Origin of the sequence: Streptococcus parasanguinis (assembly GCF_023109675.1) — a bacterium.
Lineage (GTDB): Bacteria > Bacillota > Bacilli > Lactobacillales > Streptococcaceae > Streptococcus > Streptococcus parasanguinis_I.
Genome location: NZ_JALDUR010000028.1, coordinates 732 through 2454, shown reverse-complemented (window position 1 = coordinate 2454; position 1723 = coordinate 732). Strand labels below are relative to the sequence as shown.

At 43.4% G+C, this 1723-nt stretch carries 1 protein-coding gene; it reads right to left on the bottom strand.

Annotated features, from left to right (window positions below):
* The coding region (locus M1G14_RS10800) for a lectin-like domain-containing protein (protein ID WP_247926606.1) at window positions 1-1723 on the bottom strand (1723 nt) is incomplete at both ends.

The following is a 1723-nucleotide window of genomic DNA, read 5'->3' as shown; positions in this document are numbered from 1 at the left end:
TTTGGAAGTCCGTCTGGTACATTTGGTACGTATGAACCAAGCTTCTTGTATTGTACAACTTCTTCGCTATCCTTATCATCAGGAGTCACTGTCTTCGCTGCTACATTCGCCTTATCTGCCACGAATCCAGTTACGACTGGTGTGTCTTCTTGGGCCAATTCTTTCGTAGCTGGTGTCCATGCACCGAAGGTTTCAACGCCAGTTACACGATTGCGTTCACCTGTACGTGTGAAGGTTGCTTCTTGAGTTACTGGAGCTTTCAGAGCTGGACGACCGGCTGTCTCACCATCTGCGTATTCGTACTTGATGGTACGAGTAACCTTGCTATTCAATTTAGCTGGGTCTGTAATCTTCTCTGTACCTTGACGGTAAACGTAGGTTACTGTACCGTTGTTACCCCAGTCAGTCAGACTTCCTGAACGTGGCAAACTACCATCTTTCAACCCAACAAAGTCATAGTTTGGGATGGATTTTTGTTCAGTGGTATAAGTTTTACCTTTGAAGGCACCTTGTGGATAGGTTACTGAGCCCTCAGCAATTTCTCGACCTTTCTCATCTTCATAACGTACGCCAACAGAGGCACCTTGGTAGAAATCAAAACTTTCAATCTTAAACTGTTGCAAGTTCTTGTTGCCACCAGTCGAAGCTGTAACCACCATAGACATCAGTTCTTCTGGAGAGTTGACCGTCTTCTTCCATTGTTTTTCACCGAGATTACTTCTATAAGTAATTGTCAATTCCTTGGTTGCACCATCATACTGGATAGTAAAGTCATGGAATTTACCGTCTATGTCACTTGAGTCCAAAGGTTTGGCGCTATCAGTGTCTGTCTCAGCCCACCAACGATCATATTCACCATTTTGTCCTTTAATTTTTTTAAAAGTGGTATTTACCCAGGAACCGAACTGTCCTAGATTAGGGTCTTCAGCCCAACCATATTCGAAGAAAGTCGCGTCGTTAGTATCAAAACGTCCTCCTTTTGGTGGCACGTAGAGATTCCGGTAAGTATCCAATTTGAAACCAGTTGCGTTACGCAAACCACCGATACCAAGGTTACCACCGGAGGCACCTAGATCTGTTATATTCCCTGTATGGAAGGCAAAACCGATACCATCGGCACCACCTTGAGCTTGTGTCTTGTCACCAAGGTTAACCGCACCAATCAGCTTGAAGCTTTGGTTCATATTAATCTTACTATTCAGACTGAAATTACCTCCCTTAGAGGTTTCATCTGGAGTAAGGGTTACGATACCGTTATCTTTGTCATAGGTAGCTGAACCATTCAATTTGAAATAGTCAAGGAAATTTTCTTTTGTTACAGTTACTTTCCCTAATTGTGATTCAGTTGAACGGGGGCTTCTTCTTGATCTACGAAGTTCAACGTACCCTTTATTTATTTCGTTTTGAGCAACTGCCAATGTAGAATTTACTTCGCTGTGCGCTATTGCAGCCGAAGTTTGATTAGTAGTCGCAAGATTAGTAGCTTTGCTCGTCACATCCTTGATTGAAAGGTTTCCAGATTCTACAGCAGTAGATTGTGCAACACTCTCAGGAGTAGACCCAGTTGAGGCTACCGTTGATGATGCTTCTGATACTTGAGAAGTCGCTTCTGACTTCGCAGTTTTATCTGCCACTTGGCTAGATGGTGCTTCTGATACTTGAGAAGTCGCTTCTGACTTCGCAGTTTTATCTGCCACTTGGCTAGATGGTGCTTCTGATACTT